The sequence below is a fragment of the Streptomyces sp. NPDC044033 genome (assembly GCF_056434425.1).
In genome coordinates, this window is the sequence record NZ_JBWKFF010000004.1 from 292,940 (window position 1) to 316,658 (window position 23,719).

Below are 23,719 nucleotides of genomic sequence, written 5' to 3' on the forward strand. Positions count from 1 at the left end.
GCTTGATTGTTTTGCCGTCCGCTGCCACGCTCGGAGTGCGCGGCGTGCCCCAACACGCCCCGCCTGTACGGACGTAGCAGTCGGAGTCGGTGAAGTCGGTGAGGGGAGCGCGGCGTGGCCGATCCAGCGGAGGTACTCGGCGATCTGCGGGCGGAGGGCGAGGAGCTGGACGGCCTGGTGGCCCGTATCGCCCCGGAGCGGTGGGCGGCGCCGACGCCCGCGGCGGGGTGGACGATCGCCCACCAGATCGCGCATCTCGCCTGGACGGACGGATGCGCCGTGCGGTCCACCGAGGGGGCAGAAGCCTTCCAGCCGCTCATCGACAGAGCGCTGGCCGCCCCCCACGCCTTCGTGGACGAGGCCGCCGCGGAGGGTGCCGCGCTGCCGCCCGCCGAACTGCTCGCGCGCTGGCGGGCGGGGCGCGAGCGGGTGGATCGGGAGCTCGCCGGGCAGCCGGAGGGGGTCCGCCTCCCGTGGTACGGGCCGCCGATGAGCGTCGCCTCGATGGCGACGGGCCGGCTGATGGAGACCTGGGCGCACGGCCAGGACGTCGCGGACGCGCTGGGCGTGGAGCGGGAGCCCACGGCGCGGCTGCGGCACGTGGCGCGCATCGGCGCGCGGGCCCGGAACTACGCCTATGCGGTACGCGGACTCACGCCGCCCGCCGAGGAGTTCCGGGTGGAGCTGACGGCGCCGGGCGGGGAAGTGTGGTCGTACGGGCCGCCGGACGCGGCGCAGCGGGTGACCGGGCCCGCCCTGGACTTCTGCCTGCTGGTCACGCAGCGGGCGCACCGTTCGGAGGTGGCGGTGGTGGCCGAAGGGCCGGACGCCGCGCGCTGGTTGGAGATCGCCCAGGCATTCGCCGGCCCGGCGGGGCCGGGCCGCGAACCGGGTGGTGCGGGCCGTAAGCCTGTCGACCCGGGCCGTGAACCCGCCGACTCGGCCCCCGGGCCGGACGGGCCAGGCCGTGAACCCGCCGGCCCAGCCCCCGGACCGGACAGGCCAGGCCGTGAACCCGCCGGCCCAGACTCAGAATCGGGCGGGTCGGGCCGATGACGGAGCAACGGGGGAAGCCGGACGGATACGGGCCCGAAGCCGCACGTCCGCGAGGCGCGGGGGGTGTCAAGAGGGCGGCCGTCCCCTCCCCGAACCCGGCCTTCGGCGCCGCCCCCGACGGCGTCCTGCGCATAGGCAACGCCTCCGGCTTCTACGGCGACCGCTTCGACGCCCTGCGCGAGATGCTCACCGGCGGCGAGCTGTCCGTCCTCACCGGGGACTACCTCGCCGAGCTGACGATGCTGATCCTCGGCCGGGACCGGCTCAAGGACCCGGCACGCGGCTATGCCAAAACGTATCTGCGCCAGCTGGAGGAAGGGCTCGGGCTCGCCGCCGACCGTGGCGTCAAGCTCGTCGCCAACGCGGGCGGGCTCAACCCCGCCGGGCTCGCCGACGCGGTACGGGGACTGGCCGAGCGCGTCGGCGTGCCGGTGCGCGTCGCGCACGTCGAGGGCGACGACTTGCTCGGCGCGCGCGCTTGGCCGAACGGCGTGCTCACCGCCAACGCCTACCTCGGTGGCGCGGGCATCGCCGAATGCCTGCGGGCCGGTGCGGACATCGTCATCACCGGCCGCGTCACCGACGCGGCCCTCGTCACCGGGCCCGCGGTCGCCCGCTTCGGCTGGGCCCCGGACGACCACGACCGCCTCGCGGGCGCCGTCGTCGCCGGTCATGTGCTGGAGTGCGGCACCCAGGCGACCGGCGGCAACTACTCCTTCTTCGGGGAGCTCTTCGGCCGGAACGGGCTGCGCCGCCCCGGCTTCCCCCTCGCCGAACTGCACGCCGACGGTTCGGCCGTCATCACCAAGCACCCCGGCACCGGCGGCGCCGTCACCATCGGGACCGTCACCGAACAGCTGCTGTACGAGACCGCCGGCCCCCGCTACCTGGGCCCCGACGTGACCGCCCGCCTCGACACGGTCCGGCTCACCCAGGAGGGCCCCGACCGGGTCCGTATCGACGGGGTGCGCGGCGAGGCGCCGCCCGCGACCCTCAAGGTCGGGCTGACCCGCCTCGGCGGCTGGCGCAACGAGGTCGTCTTCGTCCTCACCGGCCTCGACATCGACGCCAAGGCCCGCCTGGCGAAAGGCCAGTTGGAGGCGGCCCTGGACGCCGCCGAGCGGCGGCCCGCCGAGGTGCGCTGGACCCTGGCCCGTACGGACCGCGCCGACGCGCCCGTACAGGAGGAGGCGAGCGCGCTGCTGCGCCTGGTGGTGCGCGACGAGGACCCGGAGGCCGTCGGGCGGGCGGTCAGCGGCGCTGCCGTCGAACTGGCCCTGGCGAGCTACCCCGGGTTCCATGTGACGGCCCCGCCGGGTAAGGGCGAGCCGTACGGAGTCTTCGAAGCCGCCTATACGGACGCGGCCGGCGTCCCGCACGTGGCCGTGCTGCCGGACGGGCGGCGGGTGGACGTGAGGGCGGACACGCGGGTGGACGTACGGGCGGACGTGCAGGCGGACGGGGGAGGCGCGCCCGTACGACCCGTACAAGGCGTACGACCCGTACCCGCCTTCGAACCGCCCCCCACCGCCCAGCTCCCGCCCCCGCTGCCGTGCGGCCCCCGGCGGCGCGCGCCCCTCGGGCTGGTGGCGGGCGCGCGCAGCGGGGACAAGGGCGGCTCCGCGAATGTCGGGGTGTGGGTCCGTACCGACCTGGCCTGGCGGTGGCTCGCGCACGAACTGACGGAGGAACGGCTTCGCGAACTGCTGCCCGAAGCAGCCGAGTTGGCCATCACCCGCCACGTACTGCCGAACCTTCGCGCCCTGAACTTCGTCGTCGACGGACTGCTCGGCCAGGGCGTCGCCCACCGGGCGCGCTTCGACCCGCAGGCCAAGGCCGTGGGGGAGTGGCTGCGCTCCCGCCACCTGGACATACCGGAGGTGCTGCTGTGACCGTGCTCGCATCCGGGCTCGACGTGTCGGGCCCCGAGTCGGCCGACTACGCCGCGAACCGCGAGGCCATGCTGGAGAAGCTCGCCGCCGTGGAGGCCGAGCACGCGAAGGCGATCGGCGGGGGCGGCGAGAAGTACGTGGCCCGCCACCGCAAGCGCGGCAAGCTCCTCGCCCGCGAGCGGATCGAACTGCTCCTCGACCCCGACACGCCCTTCCTGGAACTCTCCCCGCTCGCCGCCTGGGGCAGCGACTACGCGGTGGGCGCGGCCCTGGTCACCGGCGTCGGCGTCATCGAGGGCGTCGAGTGCCTGATCACCGCCAACGACCCGACCGTACGCGGCGGGGCCAGCAACCCCTGGACGCTGCGGAAGGCGCTGCGCGCCAACGAGATCGCCTACGCCAACCGGCTCCCCGTCGTGAGCCTCGTCGAGTCCGGCGGCGCGGACCTGCCCAGCCAGAAGGAGATCTTCATCCCGGGCGGGGCGCTGTTCAAGGACATCACCCGGCTGTCGGCGGCGGGCATCCCCACCGTCGCCGTCGTCTTCGGCAACTCCACGGCGGGCGGCGCGTACGTACCCGGCATGTCCGATCACGTGATCATGGTCAAGGGGCGGGCGAAGGTCTTCCTCGGCGGGCCGCCGCTGGTGAAGATGGCCACGGGCGAGGAGAGCGACGACGAGTCGCTGGGCGGCGCCGACATGCACGCCCGCACCTCCGGGCTCGCCGACTACTTCGCGCTCGACGAGCCGGACGCCATCCGCCAGGCCAGGCGCGTCGTCGCCCGCCTCAACTGGCGCAAGGCGCACGCCGATCCGGGCCCCGCCGAGCCGCCGAAGTACGACGAGGCGGAGTTGCTCGGGATCGTCCCCGGTGACCTGCGCGTTCCCTTTGATCCGCGCGAGGTGATCGCCCGGATCGTGGACGGCTCCGACTTCGACGAGTTCAAGCCGCTGTACGGGACCAGTCTCGCGACCGGCTGGGCCGAGCTGCACGGCTACCCGGTCGGCATCCTCGCCAACGCCCAAGGCGTCCTCTTCAGCCAGGAGTCGCAGAAGGCCGCCCAGTTCATCCAGCTCGCCAACCAGCGCGACATACCGCTGATCTTCCTGCACAACACCACCGGCTACATGGTCGGCCGCGAGTACGAGCAGGGCGGCATCATCAAGCACGGCGCGATGATGATCAACGCGGTGTCCAACTCGAAGGTGCCGCACCTCAGCGTCCTGATGGGCGCCTCGTACGGGGCCGGGCACTACGGCATGTGCGGGCGCGCCTACGACCCGCGCTTCCTCTTCGCCTGGCCCAGCGCCAAGTCCGCCGTCATGGGCCCGCAGCAGCTCGCCGGGGTGCTGTCGATCGTGGCGCGCGCCTCGGCCGCCGCCAAGGGGCAGCCCTACGACGACGAGGCGGACGCCGGGCTGCGCGCCATGGTGGAGCAGCAGATCGAGTCGGAGTCGCTGCCGATGTTCCTCTCCGGCCGGCTCTACGACGACGGCGTCATCGACCCGCGCGACACGCGCACCGTGCTCGGCCTGTGCCTGTCCGCCCTGCACACCGCGCCCGTCGAGGGCGCGCGCGGCGGCTTCGGCGTCTTCCGGATGTGAGGCTTCAGTGATCACCGCTCTCCTCGTCGCCAACCGTGGCGAAATCGCCTGCCGTATCTTCTCCACCTGCCGTGACCTGGGAATCTCCACCATCGCCGTGCACTCCGACGCGGACACCGGGGCCCCGCACGTCCGCGCCGCCGACGCCGCCGTGCGGCTGCCGGGCGACGCCCCCGCCGAGACGTATCTGCGCGGCGACCTCATCGTGAAGGCGGCGCTCGCGGCCGGTGCCGACGCCGTGCACCCCGGTTACGGCTTCCTCTCCGAGAACGCCGCCTTCGCGCGCGCCGTCGCCGACGCCGGGCTGGTGTGGGTCGGGCCGCCGCCCGCCGCGATGGAGGCCATGGCCTCCAAGACCCGGGCCAAGTCCATCATGCGGGCGGCCGGGGTGCCGCTGCTCGAACCTGTCGCGGTGGGTGCGGCCTCTGTTCGGGACCTGCCGTTGTTGGTGAAGGCCGCTTCGGGCGGGGGCGGGCGGGGGATGCGCGTTGTGCGCGAACTCGGCGATCTGGAGGCCGAGTTGGCTTCCGCCCGTACGGAAGCCGCTGCCGCTTTCGGTGACGGCGAGGTCTTCGTCGAGCCGTACGTGGAGGGTGGCCGCCACGTCGAGGTGCAGGTGCTGGCCGACGCGCACGGCGCCGTATGGGCGCTCGGCACCCGCGACTGCTCCCTCCAGCGCCGCCACCAGAAGGTCATCGAGGAGGCGCCCGCGCCGGGGCTGCCCCCGGAACTGCGCGAGTCGCTGCACGGCGCGGCCGTCGACGCGGCGCGGGCGATCGGGTACGAGGGCGCGGGCACGGTGGAGTTCCTCCTCTCCGGCGACGGGCGCGCGTACTTCCTGGAGATGAACACCCGCCTCCAGGTCGAGCACCCGGTGACGGAGTGCGTGTACGGGCTGGACCTGGTGGCCTGGCAGCTGCGGGTGGCGGAGGGTGCGCCGCTGCCGGGTGGCTCGCCGCCGGCTCCGGTGGGGCACGCGGTGGAGGCCCGGCTGTACGCGGAAGACCCGGCTCGGGGGTGGACGCCGCAGACGGGGGTGCTGCACCGGCTCTCGGTGGGCGGCTACGGATTTCGGGGTGACGGGCTTCGGGGCGACGGGCTTCGGGGCGACGGGCTTCCGGCGCGGGTCGGTGGGGCGGCGGCGGGGTCTGCCGGGGGGCGGCGCCGGGCTCTCCGGGGCGGGGGCCCGGGACCGTATATTTACGGGCCGCCCACCCGGAACCCCGAGGGAACCCGGAACTCCGGCCCGCAAATACACGTCAGCGTCCCGGACCCCCACCCCTCCGAACCCGGCGCCTCCCGCGCGTACCCGGCCGACGGCCGCCGTGGGCTGCGCGTCGACTCGGGCGTCGCCGACGGGGACGTCATCGGCGTCCACTACGACCCCATGCTCGCCAAAGTCATCGCCTGGGCGCCCAGCCGGGGGGAAGCCGTGCGGATGCTGGCCGCCGCTCTTGAACGCGCCCTCATCCACGGGCCTGTGACCAATCGTGCGTTGTTGGTGCGGTCGCTGCGGCATCCGGACTTCGTCGCGGCGCGGCTGGACACCGGGTTCTACGACCGGCACTTGGCCGAGCTGACGGCCGACTCGGCCGACTCGGCGGACCCGGGGGGCTCGGACGGGCCGGGTGAGTCGGCGGGTGGCGGTGCGGCCCGGCTCGCCGCGCTCGCCGCCGCCCTCGCGGACTCCTGCGGGCGGTCCCGGTTCGGCGGGTGGCGCAACGTTTCCTCTGCCCCGCAGTCCAAGACCTACCGCAGCGAACCGGGCGGGGCCGAGTACGAAGTGCGCTACCGGCTCGGGCGGGACGGACTTCTCGCGGAGGGGTGCCCGGATGTGCGGTTGCTCTCCGCCGCACCCGATGCGGCCGTGCTCGAAGCCGGCGGCGTGCGGCGCGCGTTCTCCGTCGCCGTCTACGGCGACCGCGTGTACGTGGACTCGCCGCTCGGCTCGTACGCCTTCACCGCCCTGCCGCGCTTCCCGGACCCCACGGCCCGTACCGAACCCGGCTCCCTCCTCGCCCCCATGCCCGGCACCGTCATCCGCCTCGCCGACGGACTCGCCGTCGGCGACCCGGTGGCCGCCGGACAGCCGCTGCTGTGGCTGGAGGCGATGAAGATGGAGCACAAGGTGGCATCGCCGACGGCCGGAGTTCTCGCCGCGCTGCACGTCGCGCCCGGCCGCCAGGTGGAGTTGGGCGCGCTCCTCGCCGTCGTCGCCGATCCGTCCTCATGAGCTGATCCACCCTCATAAGTCGGCTCGCTCTCGTCGGCCGACCCGTCCTCATCAGCAGACACCTGACGCATCCTCAACAGGGAGCTTTTCGTGATCGAGACCGAGGAACAACGTGACCTCCGCGCGGCCGCGGCCGCGCTCGGCAAGCGGTACGGCCGGGAGTACTTCGCCGGGGTCGTACGGGACGGCAAGCACAGCGACGAGCTGTGGGCCGAGGCCGGCAAGCTCGGCTACCTCGGTGTGAATCTGCCCGAGGAGTACGGCGGCGGAGGCGGAGGTATCGCTGAACTCTCCATTGTCCTGGAGGAGTTGGGGGCCGCCGGCTGTCCGCTCCTCATGATGATCGTCTCGCCCGCCATCTGCGCCACCGTCATCGCCCGCTTCGGCACCGAGGGGCAGAAACGGCGCTGGCTGCCGAGGCTCGCGGACGGCTCCACCAAGATGGCGTTCGGCATCACCGAGCCCGACGCCGGGTCCAACTCGCACCGGATCACCACCACCGCCCGCCGGGACGGCGACGACTGGCTCCTGACCGGGCGCAAGGTCTTCGTCTCCGGCGTGGACATCGCGGAGGCGACGCTGATCGTGGGCCGCACCGAGGACGCGCGTACGGGCAAACTCAAACCCTGCCTGTTCATCGTCCCGCGCGACGCGCCCGGCTTCGCGCGCAACCGGATAGAGATGGAACTCGCCGCCCCGGAAAAGCAGTTCGAGCTGGTCCTCGATGACGTGCGGCTGCCCGCCGACGCGCTCGTGGGCGACGAGGACGCCGGCCTCCTCCAGCTGTTCGCGGGCCTCAACCCCGAGCGCATCATGACCGCCGCGTTCGCGCTCGGCATGGGGCGGTACGCGCTGGACAAGGCCGTCGACTACGCCCGTACGCGTACGGTCTGGAAGGAGCCGATCGGCGCGCACCAGGCCATCGCGCACCCCCTCGCGCAGGCCCATATCGACATCGAGCTGGCCCGGCTGATGATGCAGAAGGGCGCGGCGCTCTACGACCTGGGCGACGACGCGGGGGCGGGCGAGGCGGCCAACATGGCGAAGTACGCGGCCGGGGAAGCCGCCGTCAAGGCCGTCGACCAGGCCGTGCACACCCTCGGCGGCAACGGCCTGACCAGCGAATATGGCCTCGCCTCCATGATCACGGCGGCGCGGGTGGCGCGGATCGCACCGGTCAGCCGCGAGATGATCCTCAACTATGTGTCCCATCAGTCCTTGGGCCTGCCCAAGTCGTACTGAGCGGCATTGTGCGGAACCGCGCTGCCCGCGCGGAGCTGGACCGCGCTGCCCGCGCGGAGCTGGGCCGCGCTGCGCGACAGCGGAGCTGGGCCGCGCTGTGCGGAACCGAGCCGTGCTGGATGGAGCTGAGCGCGCTGTGCGGAGCTGATCCGCGCTGTGCGGAGCTGAGTCGAACTGATCCGAACTGAGTCGTACTGAGCTGTACTGAGCCGAACGCGAGGGGATCCGCCATGGAATTCCGCAGCGAGTACGCCGATGTGCCCCCTGTCGACCTGCCCATTCATGAGGCCGTGCTGGGCCGCGCCGCCGAGTTCGGCGACCGGCCGGCGCTGATCGACGGCCTGGACGGACGCATCGTCAGCTACGCGGAACTGACCTTCGCCGTAAGCCGATTGGCCGCGGCGCTGGCCGACACCGGGGTGCGTAAAGGCGATGTCCTCGCCCTGATCAGCCCCAACACCATCGCCTTCCCGGTGGTCTTCTACGCCGCGACCCGTGCGGGAGCGACGGTCACCACCGTCCATCCGCTCTCCACCGCCGACGAGCTGACGAAGCAGCTGGGGGACAGCGGCGCACGCTGGATCGTCACGGTCTCGCCGCTGCTCCCCCAGGTCCGCGAGGCGGCCGAACGGACGGGCTGTATAAGGGAGATCATCGTCTGCGACCGGGCGGAGGGGCACCGATCGGTGCGGGACATGATGGCCTTCGACGGCCCGGAGCCGGACGTCGCCATCGACCCCGCGCGGGACCTGGCGGCCCTCCCGTACTCCTCGGGCACGACCGCCACCCCCAAGGGCGTGATGCTCACGCACCGCTCCATCGCCACCAACCTGGCGCAGCTGGACGATCTGGTCCCGTCCCGCCCGGGCCAGGTGGTCCTGGCAGTGCTGCCGTTCTTTCACATGTACGGCTTGACGGCGCTCATGAACGCGCCGCTGCGCAGGGGCGCCACGGTCGTCGTGCTGCCGCGTTTCGACATGCGGCAGTTCCTGTCGGCCATCGAGACGTACAAGGTCAACGTGGTGTACGTGGCTCCGCCCATCGTCCTCGCGCTGGCCAAGCACTCGGCGGCCACCGGTTACGACCTGTCGTCGCTGGAGTACATGGTCAGCGCGGCGGCGCCGCTGGACGCCGGGCTCGCGGCGGCATGTGCGCGGCGGCTCGGGGTGCCGCCGATCATGCAGGGGTACGGGATGACGGAGCTGTCCCCGTGCGCCACCATCTGGCCGCTGTCCGCCGCACACGACGCGCCGCCCGGCTCCGTGGGCCGGTTGGTGCCCGGCACCGGGCTGCGGATCGTCTCCCTGACGGAGGACGGCCGGGATCTCGGAGTGGGGGAGGAAGGGGAGATCGTCCTCCGCGGGCCGCAGGTCATGAAGGGGTACTTGGGCCGGCCCGAGGAGACGGCTGCGATGATCGACTCGGCGGGCTGGCTGCGGACGGGGGATATCGGGAGTGTGGACGCGCAGGGGTGGCTGTATGTCGTGGACCGGGTGAAGGAACTGATCAAGTACAAGGGCTACCAGGTCGCTCCCGCCGATCTCGAAGCCGTGCTGCTGGCGCACGAGGCGATAGCCGACGCCGCGGTGATCGGGGTGTGGGACGAGGGCGGCGAGGAGATCCCGAAGGCGTACGTGGTACGGCGACCGGGCACAGGCGCGGGGCCGCTGACAGCGGAGGGCGTGATGGAGTACGTGGCCGGGCGGGTCGCCCCGTACAAGAAGATCAGGCGGGTGGAGTTCGTGGAGAGCGTGCCGCGCGCCGCCTCCGGCAAGCTGCTGCGGCGCGAACTACGGGAGCGGGAACGGGCGATGGACGGAGGGGCGCGATGACGGGGCGGGCCGAAAGCGGGGACCGGGCCGATTTCCGGGGGCATGCCGATGAGCATGCCGATGAACGGGCCGATGAGCGGGCAGATGACCGGCTGGTGCGGTGCTCGTACGCCGACGGGATCGCCACCCTGACGCTCGACTCCCCGCACAACCGCAACGCGCTCTCGCGGCGGCTGGTGCGGGAGTTGTACGAGGGGCTGACGGCGGCGGCCGAGGACGACGCGACGCGCGCCGTACTCCTGACCCACACCGGCACCACCTTCTGCGCGGGCGCGGACCTGACCGAGGCCACGGCGGACCCGACCGAGGCCGTGACGGACCCGTCCGCCTCCGGCCCGCACGTCCTGGCCCGGCTGCTCCGTACGGTCGTGAAACTGCCCAAACCGGTCGTCGCGCGCGTCACCGGCCATGTACGGGCCGGGGGGCTCGGACTCCTGGGCGCCTGCGACATCGCGGTGGCGGGCCCGGGCGCGAGCTTCGCGTTCACGGAGGCGCGGCTGGGGCTGGCGCCCGCCGTGATCTCGATGCCGCTGCTGCCGCGCCTCGACGCGCGGGCCGCGGCCCGGTACTACCTGACGGGCGAGCGGTTCGACGCGGCGGAGGCGGCGCGGATCGGTCTGGTGACGGTGGCGGCAGGGACAGAGACAGGGGCAGGGGCAGGGACAGAGACAGGGGCAGGGACAGAGGACGCGGTCGACGCGGCCCTGGCGCCCGTACTGGACGGCCTGCGCCGGGGCTCGCCGCAGGGGCTGGCCGCGTCGAAGCGGCTGGTCACGGCGGAGTTGCTACGGGCCTTCGACCGCGACACCGACGCGCTGGCCGAGGAGTCGGCGCGGCTGTTCGGATCGCCCGAGGCCCGCGAGGGCATGACGGCCTTTCTGGAAAGGCGGGACCCGGCATGGGCATGGTGACCGTACCCAAACAGGACCGCAGCCGCGTCACCCGCCAGCGGCTGCTGGAGGCCGCCATCTCCTGTCTGGCCGAGTACGGCTGGGCGGGCTCGACGGTGTCGGTCGTGGCCGAGCGGGCGGGCGTGTCGCGGGGCGCGGCGCAGCACCATTTCCCCACCCGCGAGGACCTGTTCACGGCGGCGGTGGAGTACGTGGCCGAAGTCCGCTCCCAGGCCATGCGCACCCTCGCGATGCGCGCCCCCCACGGCCCCCGGCCCAGCCCCACCCGCACCCGGGCCGTGGTCCGCGCCCTGGTCGACCTCTACACGGGCCCCCTCTTCCGGGCCGCCCTCCAACTGTGGGTGGCCGCCTCCAACGAAGCGGAACTCTGCCCGCGCGTGGTGGCGCTCGAAGCGCGCGTAGGCCGCGAGACCCACCGCATCGCCGTGGAACTCCTGGGAGCCGACGAACGCGTCCCGGGCATCCGCGAGACCGTACAGGGCCTCCTCGACATGGCCCGCGGCCTGGGCCTGGCCAACCTCCTGACGGACGACGCCACGCGGCGTGAACGGGTGGTGGAGCAGTGGGCGCACATAGTGGACTGCGTGCTCAAGAGCCGGAGGTGAGGGCCGCGCCCGCCGGAGACCGAGGCGGGTACACGGCGAAGCCGGTGCAATGACGCGTCGCCCGGTGGGGGGAGGATTTGCCCTCGTCGGGTGCCGTCTGCGGCGGCTCCAGGGTGAGGCGGTCGCTGCGGGTGCGTCGGTAGCGCTTGGACGTCCCGTCCCACTTACTCGTCAACTGGTCCGTGAGCTTCCTGACCACCCCCAAGCATGTGACGCTGGTATGCGTGGAGGCTTATCGCACGGCAAGCGTCATCGAAGAGCCGGAGAGCGTCCAAGCCGCGATGAGTGCTTACGATGATCTGACCGGGAACGCGCTGTCACCCGGCGATAGTGCTGCCCTACTGCGAGAGCAGATGGAGAGCCTGTGACTACCAACCCCGCTACGTGGATCAAGTCGACCTACAGCGGCCCCGATGGCGGCAACTGTCTTGAGTGGTCGCCGGCCGCCGTGTCGACCCATGGCGTCGTCCCCGTCCGTGACAGCGAGAATCCGACCGGCCCGGTGCTGGAGATCAGCACTGCGGCATGGAGCGGCTTTGTCGCGTTCGCCAGGACCATGGACATCTGAGATCGGCGACACAACGAGCCCCGCCGAATTGTAGTCCGGTGGCGGCTCGTTGCGAGTTCCACGGTCTTCGTGGACGCTCGTTGCCGGCCTACCATCAGTTGCAGGCCGTGGTGCTGCCCCAAGCGGCGGTCATGGTCATGATTGACCAGTTACGAAAGGGCAACTTGTGGCAGCCGAGTCAGCTGGTTGGGTCAAGTCCTCGTACAGCAGCCCCGATGGCGGCAATTGTGTCGAGTGGTCGCCGTCCAGTGTGGTGACGGGTGGCGTGGTTCCTGTTCGTGACAGCAAGGATCCGCTCGGTCCGGTGCTGGCCTTGAGCCCTGTGGCGTGGAGCGACTTCGTCGCGTTCGTCAGGAGTACGGACATCTGAGATTGGCGACACAATGAGCCCTCGCTGAATTCTGTTCCGGTGGGGGCTCGTTGCGAGTTCCACGGGCTTCGTGGACGGTTGTTGGCGGCCTACCATCAGTTGCAGGCCGTGGTGCTGCCCCAAGTGGCGGTCATGGTCATGATTGACCAGTTACGAAAGGGCAACTTGTGGCAGCCGAGTCAGCTGGTTGGGTCAAGTCCTCGTACAGCAGCCCCGAAGGTGGCAACTGCGTCGAGTGGTCGCCGTCAAGCGTGGTGACGCGCGGCGTGGTTCCTGTTCGTGACAGCAAGGATCCGTACGGTCCGGTGCTGGCCTTGAGCCCTGCGGCGTGGAGCGACTTCGTCGCGTTCGTCAGGAGTACAGACATCTGAGATCGGCGACACAACGAGTCCCCGCCGAAACTGACCTGGTGGGGGTTCGTTGCGAGTTCCCCAGTCATGGGGAGCATCCGGACCGGCCCTGACGCCCTCGTCACCTGCGCAGCCTGCAAGGCCATAGTCCAGTGGAAGGCTGACGATGGACCTCACGCTCATGCTCGCCTGCGGGATCGTCGGAGCAGTCTGCGGAGCCGTTGCCGTGGTCGTCGTCGGCAGAAGAAGGCGCCGACGTCAGCGGTGCGGACGCGAGGGTTGCTAGTGGGTGTCCGTCGTCGGTGGTGTTGAGGGCCGATCGGCGTCGGCGGACCAGGAGGCGAGTATCCGGAGTCCGTCGTGGGCGGGGGTGCCAGGCTCGGCGGTCCAGGTGACGAGTTGCTGGTCGGGGTCGGTGGCGCAGACGAGGGTGTCCCAGTCCAGGGTGAGGTCGCCCGCGATGGGGTGGCGGAACACCTTGGTGCCCATGCCGCGGACGGCGACGTGGTGGGCGCCCCACCAGCGCCGGAAGTCCGGGTCCTGGACGGACAGCTCCCCCACGAGAGCGGCCAGCCTCGGGTCGTGCGGGTCGCGGGCGGCCTCCATGCGCAGCTGGGCCACACCGGTGTGGGCGACACCCTCCCAGTCCGGGTACAGCGCCCTGACGGCCGGGTCGACGAACACCAGCCGCACCAGGTTCCGCTGCCTCTCCGGGACCCGGCCGAAGTCGGTGATCAGTGCGGCGGCCATCGGGTTCCACGCGAGAACGTCCATGCGCCGGCCCAGGACCACCGCAGGGGTGGTGGTGAGGTCGTCGAGCAGTCGCCGCAACTGGGGCTGGACCTTCTGCGCGGGCCGTCGCCGCGGCCGGGCCGCGTCCTTGCCCGCCAGGTCGAACATATAGGCGCGTTCGTCGTCGTCGAGGCGGAAAACCTCGGCGAGGGTCTCCAGCACGGTCTGCGAGGCTTGCCTGCGGCCCTGCTCCAGACGGGTGTAGTAGTCGCTGCTGATGGAGGCGAGCAGGGCCGCCTCCTCCCGGCGCAGGCCCGCGACCCGCCGCCGCCCGGCGGTCTGCGGCAGTCCGACCATGGCGGGGCTGAGTTCCTCGCGGCGGGCCTTGAGGAAAGCGCCCAGCTCATTGCGGTGCGCGTTGGTGCTCATGCGGACAAGTCTGGCAGTGAATGCTGGGACTGTGCGGGGGCCGGTTCTGTCCCAGGACAGGGCTGTCCCGGGACAGAAGCCGCCCATTTCGCGGGCGAGCGGTACCTGGCAGCGTTGCTTTCGTGGCCATTGAGGCCGCGCCGGCAGAGCCCGTTTCCGGGGCGGTTCCGGATTCCGTGCCACTTCGGGCTTCGCACTCGTGAACCGCTTCGCACTCGTGAACCGAGGAGAGGGCAAGCGCATGAAGGCCACCGTCACCTTCCCCCGCGCCGGTCTGAAGCCGGCCGGAATGCCGTTCACCCCCGACGGGCCCGACGGGCACACCGGGACCCCGCTGCCGGCCGTCGTCTCCCACCCGGGCGGCGGCGTGAAGGAGCAGGCCCCGAGCGTCTGCGCCGAACGGCCGGCCCGTGAGGGGCTCGCCACCCGCATATCCCGGTACGGGCGGGACGCGCACGTCACGCCCCTCGCGGTCACCCAGCTCACCGGCTTCTTCGGCAGGCACCTGGCCGCCTGACGCGCCCGGATACTCCGGCGCCGTCCCACAGCCGATCGCAACCAAGGAAGAGAGCAGAACCATGCAGAAGGAATCCGTGCGTTTCAAGAACCGGACCTGGGATGTGGCGGCCGACCTCCGCCTCCCGGACGGCTTCGACCCGGCGAGGAAGTACCCCGCCATCATCTGCGCCCACCCGATCAGCAGCTGCAAGGAGCAGACGTCGGGCGATGTCTACGCCGAGCGGCTGACCGAGCTGGGTTACGTGACCCTCGCGTTCGACGCCTCGCACCAGGGGGAGAGCGGCGGTGAGCCCCGCTACCTGGAGGACCCGGACACGCGTGTGGAGGACTTCCGCTGCGCGGTGGACCACCTGGTCACCCTCGACTACGTGGACGAGGACCGGATCGGCGTCGTGGGCGTCTGCGGCGGTGGCGGCTATGCCGCGAAGGCGACGATGACGGACCACCGCGTCAGGGCGCTGGGCACCGTGGTGGCCGCGAACTACGGGCGGCTCACGCGCGAGGGTGACCTCACCCCCGACGCGGCGATCGACGCCCTCGAAGCGATCGGCAAGCAGCGTACGGCCGAAGCACGCGGTGCGGAGCCGCTGATCGCCACCTACATCCCCAACTCCCCCGAGGAGCGGGAGCAGGCCGGCGTCTCGGACATCGACATCGTCAACGCCGTCGAGTACTACCGCACGCCCCGGGGGCAGAACCCGAACTCACCGAACAAGCTGCGCTTCTCCGGACTGGAGGCGGCGATGGGCTTCGACGCCTTCCACCTGGCGGAGGTGCTGCTGACGCAGCCCTTGCAGATCATCGTGGGGGACGTGCCGGGTGCCTTCGGCTCGTACCGGGACGGCTGGGAACTCTTCGACCGGGCCCGGTCGGACAAGAAGGACATCTTCATTGTCAAGGGCGCGAGCCACTACGACCTGTACGACCAGCCGGAGTACACCGCCCAGGCGCTGGAGAAGCTTGAGTCCTTCTTCGCGGAAAACCTGTAGGCCGACGCCGCGGCGGCCGACCGGCGGCCGTCGTTCACCGAGGGACGGTCGCCAGGGCGGCCGCCCCCCCACCTGCCCGGCCGCGCGCCGTAGCGCTCAGCTACCAGCGACCAGGGCACGTGGCCGGTCGAGCGGAGCGGCCCGGCCACCGGCGAGCTCGGCGCGGACCGCTGGCAGAGCAGCCGACAGGTATCGCGGGTGAAGGCGTCGCCGTCTTCGGCATTGCGCGTCAGTGTCGAAGTTCCGGCTTCGGGTCAGGCCGGCGGGGCGGGGGTGTATCTGGCGAGCATGGTCTGGACGGCCTCTTCGACGGCGTTGTGGATGTCGGAGGCTGCGGGGTTCCAGCCGGTCAGCAGCATGCGGGGCCACAGGACGTAGTTAGCGATCATGCCGAGGAACTGGTTCGCGGCGCTCTCGGCGTCGGGCACCTCAGCGTTGCCCGCCTCATGCTCGGATTCCAAGTAGTGCTGGACGGAGGCGAAGTAGGGCAGTTTGCCGAGCTGGAACTGCATCCGTCCCAGCTCGGGGAAGCGAGGCAGTTCGGCGATGACGATCCGGAACAGGCCCGCCATGCGGGGCTGGCCGATCAGGTCGGCGTAGCGGTGGCCGATGGCTGTCAGCCCGGAGCGCAGATCTCCCGCCTGTGGCCGCGCGGCGGTATCGCCGGCGTCGCGCTGCCAGGACTCGGTGACGATGGCCTCGAAGAGGGCCGCCTTGGTGGGGAACTGCTTGAACAGGGTGGACTTCGATACCCCGGCCGCTTCGGCGATCCGTGCGAGGGAGGTGCCGTCGTAGCCACGGTCCAAGAACAGTTCTGTGGCCGCGGAGGTGATCGCCTCGCGCTTCTGCTGGGCGAGCCTGCGGTGATGCGCGGTGAGTTCTGCTGCCATGCGGAGAGTATGCCGTAGCCCCGAGGCGAGTCACTTGACTCGCCTCGGGGGCCCGCTTACGGTGCACCAGTAAGGCGAGTCGAGTGACTCGCCTCTGATCTGTGGCGCCTGGGCGCATCCTGGTTGTCGCACGGTGGAGGAAGTTCATGACAATCGACAAGATCGCTTTGGTGACCGGTGCGAATCGCGGCCTCGGGCGCAGCGCGGCCATCGCGCTGGCCACACGCGGGGTGCGGGTCGTGGTCACCCACCGCGGCGATGCGGCCGGGGCTGAGCAGACGGCGGAACAGGTGCGGGCCGTGGGTGGGACTGCCGCTGTTCTCCGGCTCGACATCAGCGACGTCTCCTCCTTCGCGTCCTTCACCTCCGAACTGGGCGCGCAGCTGGAGCGCTGGAGTGCTTCGCGGCTCGACATCCTGGTCAACAACGCGGGAGTGGGAGTCTTCGGGCCGCTGGAGGCTGTCACGATCGACGACTTCGACACGGTGATGGGCACCAACGTCCGGGGCACGTTCTTCCTCATCCAGTCGCTCGTGCCGCTGCTGGCCCAGGGCGGCCAGGTCATCAACGTCTCGACGTCACTGACCCGCCACACCAGCCCCGCCACCTCGGCCTACTCCGCCTCGAAGGCCGCCGTCGAAGCTCTGAGCCGCACCCTCGCCGCGGAACTCGGACCTCGCGGCATCCGGGTCAACTCCATCGCCCCGGGGCCGACCGCCACCGACTTCAACGGCGGAGCGATGCGGGACGACGCCGGAATGCGCCAGGTTCTGGCCGGACAGACCGCGCTCGGCCGCGTCGGCGAACCTGAGGAGATCGGCGACGCCATCGCTACGCTGGCCTCCGAGGGACTGCGCTGGGTCACCGCCCAGCGCATCGAGGTCTCCGGCGGCGCCCTCCTGTGACGCCGGGCGACGGCCGGTAGGCCGGTAGAGAAGCAGGCAGTGCGGCCCCGAATCACTGCGAGCCGACCGACTCGTCCTCATCCTCGTCCCCATCCTCGTCCAGCTCCGGCGCATCAGGGTCCCGAAGCGGGCGCAGGGCACCGACGGCCGTCGGAAGGATGGCGGTGAAGCTGTAGCGGCCGAGCAGGCTCAGGTCGCGGTGCTTGAGCGGGGAGAGCCGGGCGATGTCCTCGTCCTGGATCTCGTGACCCTCGGCCTGGAGCCGGGCGACGGCGGCGTCGATGTACTTCGTCGTCCCGCCTGCCTCCGTCTACCCGTCGAGCGGGAAGCGGTAGACCGTGGACTGCCGGGCCTGGAAACCGAGACGCTCGTACAGCCGGTTCGCCGCCGCACGATCCGGCCGGGAGGTGAGGTCAACCGTCCGGGCGCCCGCCTCCCGGGCGATCCGCAGGGCCTCCTGCGTGAGGAGGCCGGCGACTCCCTGGCCTCGCGCCGCACCGTCGACGACCACGTCTTCGACGCGGGCCCGCAGGCCGGACGGCAGAGGCGTCAGCACCAGCGTCAGAGTGCCGACGATCGCAGCGGGCGTGCGCGCGACGAGCAGTGTGTTGGCGTCGGAAGTCACCATCCGGTCGATCGCTTCGTGGCCGAGGGGCTTCGCGGTCGAAGACAGCTGCGGAAGCAACCTGCCGAAAGCGTCGACGAGTTCCTGACTCGCCTCCTGTGCGATCTCTACTCGGATCTCCATGCCGGGAGCCTAGCCGTCGGCCGACGGCGCACAGCCGCTCAAGCGGGACGGGCCGGCCGGTCACGCGGTCGAAGCGACCATGGCTGAGGGCGACAGCCTCGAACGTGCCCGGGCGCACGCCGGGGCGGCCGGGGTTGGTCGACAGGCCGTCGGTGTTCGCTCCGGCGTCGAAGAGCGTCCGCCGTGGACGACCTCAATGCCGACAGGTCCGCGCTCGATCACCTCATCGAGGTCAATCAGTGATACCTGACGAATTCGACAGAAGTCGATTCGTGAAACCGACCCATTCGCGAACTCCCGGCCATCGGGCGTGCGTTGATCCGTCCGTCTGGAGCTGGAGGTAGACCGCCCGACCGATGGCCGCGGACCTTCGCCGCCCCTGGCTCACCCCGGCCCGGGGCCGCCGAGGGGGCGACAGCATTGACTGAGCCGCCGGCGCCGGCCCGCCCGTAGTGATCCAGACCAGAGCGTCCAGGTGTAGCCGTCGCCCCCGCCGCCTGGGTCCAGCCCCGCGAACCGCCCCCTGAGTACCCGTACTCAGGTCCCCGCGCCGCCCGTACGGAATGCTGCGCGTGTGAACACCGGCAAGATCCCTCCCGCTGAACGGGCGGAGCAGCAGTACTCCGGGTGTGCCGACTTCGTGGTCGCCTTCGGGCTGTTCGTCGTGGATGTGATCTTCGGGTACTTTGCCCTCGGCCTGGCCGTAGGGAGCACCGGCTACAACATCTTCGAGCCGGACCGGAACAAGGGCATCGACTGGACGGTCCCGATCGTCACCCTGTGCGTTCTGGTCGGGCTCTGCTGGCTGTCGGCCTGGCCGCTGCTCCGTCGGAGCTTCTACGTCGGCGGGTGGCTTCAGATCCTCTTCGGAACCGGGCTGCTGCTCGTACTGGCCGTGGCAACGTCGCCGGGTTGATCCAGGCCCACCGCCCCACCACCCCGCCGCCCCAGCCCATCCACCGCATCCACCACCCCCGCCGCCCATTTCCCCCACAGCCGCCCCAAAGTCACCCCGCGTCAATTCCGTTGCGCCCGCCACACGGCTAGCGTGCTGGGGCCCCCGAATTTGAGGAGATGCCCCGTGACCTCACTCACGCGCCGCGCATTTGTCGGTACGTCCACCGCGGCCGCGACCGCCGGTCTGATCGGAGCGGCCGGTACGGCCGAGGCGGCGAGTACGGAGGAGAGCCCCGCCGCCTCGGCGCGCACGCACGACGGGATCGACGGGATCGACGAGATCAAGCACATCGTCGTGCTCATGCAGGAGAACCGCAGCTTCGACCACTACTTCGGCTCCCTGCGCGGCGTACGCGGCTTCGACGACCGCCAAGGGCTCGTCTTCCCCGACGGCTCCACCGTGCTGCGCCAGCCGGACTCCGCTCGTAAGGACGGCGGTTACCTGCTCCCGTACCGGATGGACACCACCCGCTACAACGCACAGAACGCCAACGGGCTCCCGCACGAGTGGGAATCCAGCCACGACGCCATCAACCACGGCGCCATGAACCAGTGGATATCCGCCAAGGGCGAGCGCTGCATGGGCTACTTCACCCGCGAGGACATCCCCTACCAGTACGCGCTCGCCGACGCCTTCACCGTCGCCGACCACTACTTCGCCTCCCTGGCCGGGCCCACCGACCCCAACCGCCTCTACCTGTGGAGCGGCACCGCGGGCCCCGGCACCGACGGCACCACCGGGCCGTTCACCGACAACAGCGTCGTCACCGAGAACCCCGTCGCCGACTGGACCACGTACGCCGAGCGCCTCCAGGAGGCCGGGGTGAGCTGGCGTGTCTACCACAACCCGGGCATGGACGATCGGTACGGCGACTACGACTGCAACGGGCTCTCGTACTTCAAGCAGTTCCACGGCTTCGCGAAGGACGACCCGCGCTACGTCAACGCCATGACGAAGTTCGATCTGTCCGCCTTCGACCAGCACTGCAAGGACGGCACCCTGCCGACCGTCTCCTGGCTCGTGTCCCCCTTCCTCTTCTGCGAACACCCCTCCGCCAGCCCCGACTACGGCGCGGACTACGTCAACACCGCCCTCCAGTCGCTCGTCGCCAACCCCGACGTCTGGAAGCACACCGCCTTCCTGGTCATGTACGACGAGAACGACGGCTACTTCGACCACGTCGTGCCGCCCACCCCGCCCGCCGGCACCGCCGGCGAGTTCGCCCTCGGCCAGCCGATCGGGCTAGGCAACCGGGTGCCGCTGTGGGTCGTCTCCCCCTGGTCGCGCGGCGGCTGGACCAACTCGCAGGTCTTCGACCACACCTCGGTGCTGCGGCTGATGGAGCGCGTCACCGGTGTGCGCGAGCCGAACATCTCCGACTGGCGGCGGGAAGTCTGCGGCGACCTCACCAGCTGTTTCGACTTCTCCGCACCCGACTACTCCGTCCCGCGCCTCCCCGACACCAAGGAACTCATCCGCAAGGCCGACCAGAACAAGAAGCTGCCGCCGGTCAAGCTCCCCGCGAACGGTCAGCAGACCACGCCCGTACAGGAGCCGGGCACCCGTCCGCACCGCCCGCTGCCCTACCGGCCGGACGCGAAGACCACCGTGGACTCCAGCACCGGCAAGGTCACCTGCACCATGGTCAACCAGGGTGAGGCCGCCTTCCACTACACCGTCTTCCCCAACGCCCACCTGCCCTTCGCCGGCACCCCGTTCACGGTCGCGCCGGGCGCGGAGGCGGTCTACGAGTGGGACACGGCCAAGACGGACGGCGCGTACGACTTCACGGTGTACGGCGCCGACGGGTTCGTACGGCGCTTCAAGGGCGCGGCCCTCGACACGGCGCGGGCGACCGCGAAGGCGGACCGGCGGACCGTCCGGCTGACGCTCGGGCACACGCACGGCGGCGAGGCCGAATTCGCGCTGGAGCCCGGCGGCTCCGGCGGCAAGCGCCGCACCGTCGCCGTACGGGCGGGCCGCCCCACCCACGTGGACTGGCCGACGGACGGCGGGCGCTATGACGTGACGGTCACCGGCGCGGACGGATTCGTACGGCGCTGGGCCGGCACGGTGTACCACCACTGAGCGGGAGAGCTGAGGGCTATTGAACCGACGGTGGGGGCCGCTGGGCTGTGCCCGGCGGCCCCCTTCGGGTCAGTCCACGGCCTTCGGGTCAGTTCACGATGTCGCCGTACCCGCCGATGTCACGCGGGTCGCGCGCCGCGGGGCCGGTGTAGCGCGCCGACGGCCGCACCAGCCGCCCCGTGCGCTTCTGCTCCAGGATGTGCGCGCTCCACCCGGCGGTGCGGGCGCACGTGAACATCGAGGTGAACATGTGCGCCGGGACCTCCGCGAAGTCCAGCACGATCGCCGCCCAGAACTCCACGTTCGTCGCCAGCACCCGGTCCGGGCGGCGGTTGTGCAGCTCCTCCAGCGCGGCCTTCTCCAGCGCCTGCGCGACCTCGAAGCGCGGCGCGGCCAGCTCCTTGGCCGTCCGGCGCAGCACGCGCGCCCGGGGGTCCTCGGCGCGGTAGACGCGGTGGCCGAAGCCCATGAGCCGATCGCCGCGGTCCAGGGCCCGCTTGACGTACGCGGTCGCGTCGCCGGTCCGCTCGATCTCCTCGATCATGCCGAGGACGCGGGACGGCGCGCCGCCGTGCAGCGGCCCGGACATGGCGCCGACCGCACCGGAGAGCGCGGCGGCGACGTCGGAGCCGGTGGAGGCGATGACGCGGGCGGTGAACGTCGAGGCGTTCATGCCGTGTTCGGCGGCGGACGTCCAGTACGCGTCGACGGCCTTGACGTGCCGGGGGTCGGGCTCCCCGCGCCACCGCTTCATGAAGCGCTCGACGACGGTCCGCGCCGTGTCGATCTCCTTCTGGGGCACCATCGGCAGCCCCTGGCCGCGCGCCGACTGGGCCACGTAGGACAGCGCCATCACGGCGGCGCGCGCGAGGTCGTCGCGGGCGGTGGCCTCGTCGATGTCCAGCAGCGGGCGCAGGCCCCAGACGGGCGCGAGCATGGCGAGCGCGGACTGCACGTCGACCCGGATGTCACCGGAGTGCACCGGGATGGGGAACGGCTCGGCGGGCGGCAGACCGGGGTCGAAGGCGCCGTCCACCAGCAGGCCCCACACGTTCCCGAAGGACACATGGCCCACCAGGTCTTCGATGTCGACGCCTCGGTAGCGGAGGGAGCCGCCTTCCTTGTCGGGCTCGGCGATCTCCGTTTCGAACGCGACGACTCCCTCTAGTCCGGGTACGAAGTCGGACATCAGGCGGCTCCTCGTGATCTGATCAACAGGCGGTTTTTGACCAAAATGTCAGAATCTTGGTGAAGATGTGGCGTCACCGTGCGGCGATCGGTGTGCTGGTGTCGAAACGGGTCCGCGGCTGCGTGGCGCGGCTCGCGGCCCGTGGTGCTCTTCCCGGTCATGCCCCGCGCGGCGGGTGGTCACCCAAGTGGGCGGGGACTGGTTCGGGCCGGACGCGGCAACCGGCGGCGGACGCCCGGCGCGCGGCTCCGGGCTGCGATTTTGGCGGCTCCGCGGCGCACGGGGAAGGGTGATGTGCGGCACACCTGGCGATTGGGTCGGGTGAGGGTTACGCGGCGGCACGGACGGGCAGGCTGATCCGCGCCGGTCGGGACTTCCGGGGCTTTTGGGTCTTTCGGGACCGCTGGTGTCATGGATGCTGCAAGATGAGCCCGTGTCAGAAGCTGACGAACTCGACCCGGCCGCGATGCGCGTGCAGTACCGCTCCCAGGGCCTCGCGGAGGCCGACCTGGCCGCCGATCCGTACGAGCAGTTCCGGCGCTGGTTCGCGCAGGCCGCGGCCGGCGGGCTGTACGAGCCCAACGCCATGGTCGCCTCCACCGCCGACGCCGCCGGCCGGCCCAGCTCCCGTACGGTCCTGCTCAAGGGGTACGACGAGCGCGGCTTCGTCTTCTACACCAACTACACGTCCCGCAAGGCCCGCGAACTCGCCGAGAACCCCCACGTCTCGCTGCTCTTCCCCTGGCACTCCATCGCCCGCCAGATCATCGTCACCGGCACCGCCGACCGCGTCGGCCGCGACGAGACGGCCGCCTACTTCCGCACCCGCCCGTACGGCTCCCAGCTCGGCGCCTGGGCCAGCGACCAGTCCGCGGTCGTCGCGGAACGCTCCGAACTCGACGCTTCCTACGCGGAGTTGGCCGAACGCTACCCCGAGGGCGAGCAGGTGCCGGTACCGCCGGGCTGGGGCGGCTTCCGGGTGCGCGCGGAGGCGGTGGAGTTCTGGCAGGGCCGCGAGAACCGCCTGCACGACCGGCTGCGCTACGTCCGGGCAGAGGAGGGCGAGGAGTGGCGGGTGGAGCGCCTGTGGCCATGAGCGCGTACGGGTCGAGCGCGTACGGGCATCCGCGCTCATGAGCGCGTACGGGCGTCCGGAGCCGTGAGTGCGTACGGGCGCCCTTGCCCGTACGGCCGCGGAGGCCGGGAGAACGCAGGCGACCCGCGGGCCTCGGTCCCTCCGGAGAGGGAGCCGGCCGGACAAACCGGCGGCCCGCGGGTCGGGTGACTGCTTGGGATTGAGCCGACTACCAGCCGGCCCCGCACAGAGTGCGACGACGGGCTGTCAGCCCGCAGCCACCTCGCTTGTCCGGGATGAAATCACTTCCCGATCACCTCCTTTCGGCGTTAGCGGCACTCTAGGAGTCGGCCGCGGCGGCGCTCAACCGATTTTCCGAGCCGCTGTGCGGGGCGCCGTGTGGACCGCTGCGCGAGCCGCCCGCGCGGACCCCGGGCGCGTACGGTCCGCGCCGCGCCCCTCCGGTCCGCATCGAGCGCCCTCCGGCCCACGTCGAGCCCCCAGCGGCCCGTTCCGCGCCCCTCTCGAACCGTG

At 71.4% G+C, this 23,719-nt stretch carries 22 protein-coding genes and 1 pseudogene; 18 read left to right on the forward strand and 5 right to left on the reverse strand.

Annotated elements, in window-relative coordinates:
- Positions 1–114: 114 nt before the first annotated feature.
- The 12 genes from AC07AB_RS10820 (at position 115) to AC07AB_RS10875 (ending at position 12,684) form a co-directional block, all read left to right on the forward strand.
- On the forward strand, positions 115–1,056 hold the full coding sequence (locus tag AC07AB_RS10820; protein ID WP_478563374.1) for a TIGR03084 family metal-binding protein: 942 nt from the start codon (positions 115–117) through the stop codon (positions 1,054–1,056).
- Complete coding sequence (locus tag AC07AB_RS10825; RefSeq protein WP_478563377.1) at positions 1,053–2,948, forward strand: acyclic terpene utilization AtuA family protein; 1,896 nt, start codon at positions 1,053–1,055, stop codon at positions 2,946–2,948. The genes AC07AB_RS10820 and AC07AB_RS10825 overlap by 4 nt, the downstream gene beginning before the upstream one ends.
- Complete coding sequence (locus tag AC07AB_RS10830) at positions 2,945–4,552, forward strand: acyl-CoA carboxylase subunit beta (protein ID WP_478563380.1); 1,608 nt, start codon at positions 2,945–2,947, stop codon at positions 4,550–4,552. The genes AC07AB_RS10825 and AC07AB_RS10830 overlap by 4 nt, the downstream gene beginning before the upstream one ends.
- Positions 4,553–4,559: 7 nt before the next feature.
- A complete protein-coding gene (locus tag AC07AB_RS10835) occupies positions 4,560–6,785 on the forward strand; it encodes an acetyl/propionyl/methylcrotonyl-CoA carboxylase subunit alpha (RefSeq protein WP_478563383.1) in 2,226 nt (741 codons plus the stop codon).
- A 90-nt stretch (positions 6,786–6,875) separates the two neighbouring features.
- The gene (locus AC07AB_RS10840) at positions 6,876–8,027 is read left to right on the forward strand and encodes an acyl-CoA dehydrogenase family protein (protein ID WP_478563386.1); all 1,152 of its coding nucleotides are present in this window, start codon (positions 6,876–6,878) and stop codon (positions 8,025–8,027) included.
- 230 nt (positions 8,028–8,257) lie between these two features.
- The gene (locus AC07AB_RS10845; RefSeq protein WP_478563389.1) at positions 8,258–9,859 is read left to right on the forward strand and encodes a 4-coumarate--CoA ligase family protein; all 1,602 of its coding nucleotides are present in this window, start codon (positions 8,258–8,260) and stop codon (positions 9,857–9,859) included.
- Entirely contained in the window at positions 9,856–10,770 is a 915-nt protein-coding gene (locus tag AC07AB_RS10850; protein WP_478563392.1) for an enoyl-CoA hydratase family protein, read from the forward strand. Before AC07AB_RS10845 ends, AC07AB_RS10850 begins: the two co-directional genes overlap by 4 nt.
- Positions 10,758–11,375 (forward strand): TetR/AcrR family transcriptional regulator, encoded by a 618-nt coding sequence (locus AC07AB_RS10855; RefSeq protein ID WP_478563395.1) that lies wholly within the window; start codon positions 10,758–10,760, stop codon positions 11,373–11,375. Before AC07AB_RS10850 ends, AC07AB_RS10855 begins: the two co-directional genes overlap by 13 nt.
- A gap of 182 nt (positions 11,376–11,557) precedes the next feature.
- Complete coding sequence (locus AC07AB_RS10860) at positions 11,558–11,743, forward strand: Scr1 family TA system antitoxin-like transcriptional regulator (protein WP_478563398.1); 186 nt, start codon at positions 11,558–11,560, stop codon at positions 11,741–11,743.
- A complete protein-coding gene (locus tag AC07AB_RS10865; RefSeq protein WP_478563401.1) occupies positions 11,740–11,943 on the forward strand; it encodes a DUF397 domain-containing protein in 204 nt (67 codons plus the stop codon). Before AC07AB_RS10860 ends, AC07AB_RS10865 begins: the two co-directional genes overlap by 4 nt.
- 166 nt (positions 11,944–12,109) lie before the next feature.
- Positions 12,110–12,313 (forward strand): DUF397 domain-containing protein, encoded by a 204-nt coding sequence (locus AC07AB_RS10870; protein ID WP_478563404.1) that lies wholly within the window; start codon positions 12,110–12,112, stop codon positions 12,311–12,313.
- Between the two features lie 167 nt (positions 12,314–12,480).
- Entirely contained in the window at positions 12,481–12,684 is a 204-nt protein-coding gene (locus AC07AB_RS10875) for a DUF397 domain-containing protein (protein WP_478563407.1), read from the forward strand.
- A 261-nt stretch (positions 12,685–12,945) separates the two neighbouring features.
- Here AC07AB_RS10875 and AC07AB_RS10880 read toward each other — a convergent pair whose 3' ends face one another.
- Positions 12,946–13,824, reverse strand: a complete 879-nt coding sequence (locus AC07AB_RS10880; RefSeq protein ID WP_478563410.1) for a helix-turn-helix domain-containing protein — start codon at positions 13,822–13,824, stop codon at positions 12,946–12,948.
- A 241-nt stretch (positions 13,825–14,065) separates the two neighbouring features.
- Here AC07AB_RS10880 and AC07AB_RS10885 point away from each other — a divergent pair, with 241 nt between their 5' ends.
- Both AC07AB_RS10885 and AC07AB_RS10890 read left to right on the forward strand, forming a co-directional pair.
- Complete coding sequence (locus tag AC07AB_RS10885; protein ID WP_478563413.1) at positions 14,066–14,341, forward strand: hypothetical protein; 276 nt, start codon at positions 14,066–14,068, stop codon at positions 14,339–14,341.
- Positions 14,342–14,402: 61 nt separating this feature from the next.
- Positions 14,403–15,332: an alpha/beta hydrolase gene (locus tag AC07AB_RS10890; RefSeq protein WP_478563416.1), complete on the forward strand. Its 930-nt coding sequence runs from the start codon at positions 14,403–14,405 to the stop codon at positions 15,330–15,332.
- Between the two features lie 254 nt (positions 15,333–15,586).
- Here the strand turns inward: AC07AB_RS10890 and AC07AB_RS10895 are convergent, their stop codons facing one another.
- Complete coding sequence (locus AC07AB_RS10895; RefSeq protein ID WP_478563419.1) at positions 15,587–16,222, reverse strand: TetR/AcrR family transcriptional regulator; 636 nt, start codon at positions 16,220–16,222, stop codon at positions 15,587–15,589.
- Positions 16,223–16,368: 146 nt separating this feature from the next.
- Between AC07AB_RS10895 and AC07AB_RS10900 the strand changes: the two genes are divergently transcribed.
- Complete coding sequence (locus AC07AB_RS10900) at positions 16,369–17,127, forward strand: SDR family NAD(P)-dependent oxidoreductase (RefSeq protein WP_478563422.1); 759 nt, start codon at positions 16,369–16,371, stop codon at positions 17,125–17,127.
- Positions 17,128–17,179: 52 nt separating this feature from the next.
- On the opposite strand, the pseudogene AC07AB_RS10905 reads toward AC07AB_RS10900, so the two are convergent.
- Together AC07AB_RS10905 and AC07AB_RS10910 are read right to left on the reverse strand one after the other, a co-directional pair.
- Positions 17,180–17,422 (reverse strand): annotated as a pseudogene (locus AC07AB_RS10905) (Tn3 family transposase); the annotation flags it as partial.
- A gap of 15 nt (positions 17,423–17,437) precedes the next feature.
- The gene (locus AC07AB_RS10910) at positions 17,438–17,875 is read right to left on the reverse strand and encodes a GNAT family N-acetyltransferase (RefSeq protein WP_478563425.1); all 438 of its coding nucleotides are present in this window, start codon (positions 17,873–17,875) and stop codon (positions 17,438–17,440) included.
- 574 nt (positions 17,876–18,449) lie between these two features.
- On the opposite strand from AC07AB_RS10910, the gene AC07AB_RS10915 reads away from it, so the two are divergent.
- Both AC07AB_RS10915 and AC07AB_RS10920 read left to right on the forward strand, forming a co-directional pair.
- Positions 18,450–18,791 carry a hypothetical protein gene (locus tag AC07AB_RS10915; protein WP_478563427.1) on the forward strand — a complete coding sequence of 114 codons (342 nt, stop codon included), beginning with the start codon at positions 18,450–18,452 and terminating at the stop codon, positions 18,789–18,791.
- Between the two features lie 165 nt (positions 18,792–18,956).
- On the forward strand, positions 18,957–20,921 hold the full coding sequence (locus tag AC07AB_RS10920; RefSeq protein ID WP_478563430.1) for a phosphocholine-specific phospholipase C: 1,965 nt from the start codon (positions 18,957–18,959) through the stop codon (positions 20,919–20,921).
- Positions 20,922–21,009: 88 nt separating this feature from the next.
- On the opposite strand, the gene AC07AB_RS10925 is transcribed toward AC07AB_RS10920, so the two are convergent.
- Positions 21,010–22,110 carry a citrate synthase 2 gene (locus AC07AB_RS10925; protein WP_478563433.1) on the reverse strand — a complete coding sequence of 367 codons (1,101 nt, stop codon included), beginning with the start codon at positions 22,108–22,110 and terminating at the stop codon, positions 21,010–21,012.
- 415 nt (positions 22,111–22,525) lie between these two features.
- On the opposite strand from AC07AB_RS10925, the gene pdxH reads away from it, so the two are divergent.
- On the forward strand, positions 22,526–23,206 hold the full coding sequence (gene pdxH / locus AC07AB_RS10930; RefSeq protein WP_478563436.1) for a pyridoxamine 5'-phosphate oxidase: 681 nt from the start codon (positions 22,526–22,528) through the stop codon (positions 23,204–23,206).
- The last annotated feature ends 513 nt before the right edge of the window (positions 23,207–23,719 follow it).